Source organism: Mycobacterium sp. TH-M15, assembly GCF_057473705.1.
This window is the reverse complement of record NZ_JBYCLB010000543.1, coordinates 1-1,995: the sequence shown is the minus strand read 5'-3', so window position 1 is coordinate 1,995 and position 1,995 is coordinate 1. Positions and strand designations below refer to the sequence as shown.

Below are 1,995 nucleotides of genomic sequence, written 5' to 3'. Positions count from 1 at the left end.
CGGTCACATACAAGCTTCTTTCGCCAGGACAGAAAATATCTGTCCAACAACAGCCAACTGATCCAGTCACTAGTTGCGTCGTGGGATCGAACCGCCTGACCGCCTGCACCGACGGGACCCACGGGTTCGTGCTGCAACCGTCTGGCTCCTGGGTGTTCTAGCTAGCCGCACGCCAGCCGCCGGCCCGGTCAGCTTGGCGCCGGCTGGCCGACCGCGGCGGCCCCGGCCCGGCGGCCGGCGAAGACGCAGTCGGCGATCGACAGCCCGCTGACGTAGGACTGCGAGCAGATCCCGGCCGCGGTGCGGCCCGCGCTGTACAGGCCGGGGATCGGCACGCCGTCCACGTCCACGACGGCCCCGGTCTGCTCGTCGACCCGGACACCGCCGAGGGTGAGCATCGGCGTCGGGTAGAGCAGGTTCCTGCGCACCGAGATGTCCAGCAGGGTGAACGGCGGTTGGTCGATCCGCCGGCAGAAGTCGGCCGGCTTGCCGGCGGGATCCGTTGCCCCGGAGTCGATCGCGTCGTTGTGCGCGGTAACGGTGGCCACCAGCCCGTCCGGGTCGACGCCGGCGGCCCGGGCGGCCTCTTCCAACGATCGTCCGCGCACCGCACCGGCGGTCATCAGCATCGCGGCCTGCGCCCGCTGGAACCACAGCGTCTGGGTGAGCAGCTGCCGCCGGGCTTCGGCCATCAGCCGCGCGTCGGCGAGGATCCAGCCGCTGGCGTCGTGGTCCTTGACCAGCGCCCGGCCCATCGCGGCGCCGTATCGGCTTTCGTCGATGATGCGCCGGCCGGCCGCGTCGACCACGATCGACGAGATGAACGCACTCGGCGGGGTGATGAAGCGCCACACCGAGACGTTGTCCATGTAGTCGGTGACGGCGCCGGCGCTCTCGGCGAGTGCGATGCCGCTGCCGTCGTCGCCGGTGGTGCCCAGCGGCAGGCCGTTGCTGAACTCCGGGGCGTACTTTGCCACCCACTCCCGGTTCGCGATGAAGCCACCGGCGCAGAGGATCACGCCGCGCAGGGCGAGGTAACGCACCGGCTGGGCGTAGCGCCGTTCCAGCTTCGCCAGCCGTCGGTTCATCGCCTTCCGCAGCGGCGGGTAGTAGATGCCCGGTTTGCTCGACAGGGCGGCCATCCGCGCGTAGCGGCGCTGGATGTGGCGCGGCGCGTGGTTCATGGTCATCGCCTCGACCCCGGTCACCCGGCCCGCGTCGTCCCGCAGCAGCCCGGTGACCCGGGTGCGCGGCCGGAAGTCGACCCCGGCCTTGATAGCCGAATCCGCGAGCGGCGCATAGATCTTCTTGCCGGAGGTGCCCCGGCCCTTGGCGCGGTGGCCGCGCTGCACCGGCGGGGTGGCCGACCGGAACGCGCCGGCGTTCTCGCTGCCGGAATGGTAGAGGTAGTGCCGGTTGGTGGGGAACGACGTCTTGTAGGGGCAGATCGACGAGTCGAACGGAACGCCGTGGTCTTGCAGCCAGTCCAGCGTCTCCGGGCTGGTGGCCACGAAGCGCTCCAGGGTCTCCGGGCGGACCGCATCGCCGACCTCCAGCCGCAGATAGGCCAGCATCTGCTCGGGGGTGTCGGCGACCCCGGCCTGGCGCTGGATCGACGTCCCGCCGCCGGCGTAGTAGATACCGCCGGATATCGCGGTCGCGCCGCCGCCGTTGAACCGGTCCAAGGCGATAACGTTCGCGCCCCGCTCGCGGGCGGTGATCGCCGCGCAGGCGCCCGCGGCACCGAACCCGACGACGACGACGTCGGTCGTCTCGGTGATGGCGGTCGGCGATTCGTGGTTCACCCGTTGTCTCCTTGGTAGTCTGACGGCCCTCCAATGTAACAGGCTCTCGTTTCCAAGCGTGCACTATGAGCACGGTAAACGTGAGAATCATGGGTTTAAGAAGAACGTGTTCTACTGCTTGTTCGAGTGGCGATGATTCCTGTCCCGCCGGCGCCGGCTGTGACCGTGCGCACCGCCGGCCGGCCTGATC

Annotated in this window: 1 protein-coding gene; it reads right to left on the bottom strand. The window is 69.6% G+C overall.

Going from position 1 to position 1,995, the window contains the following annotated elements:
- Positions 1-188: 188 nt before the first annotated feature.
- Positions 189-1,805 (bottom strand): FAD-binding protein, encoded by a 1,617-nt coding sequence (locus tag AC2VNT_RS13240; protein ID WP_486947299.1) that lies wholly within the window; start codon positions 1,803-1,805, stop codon positions 189-191.
- Positions 1,806-1,995: the final 190 nt, after the last annotated feature.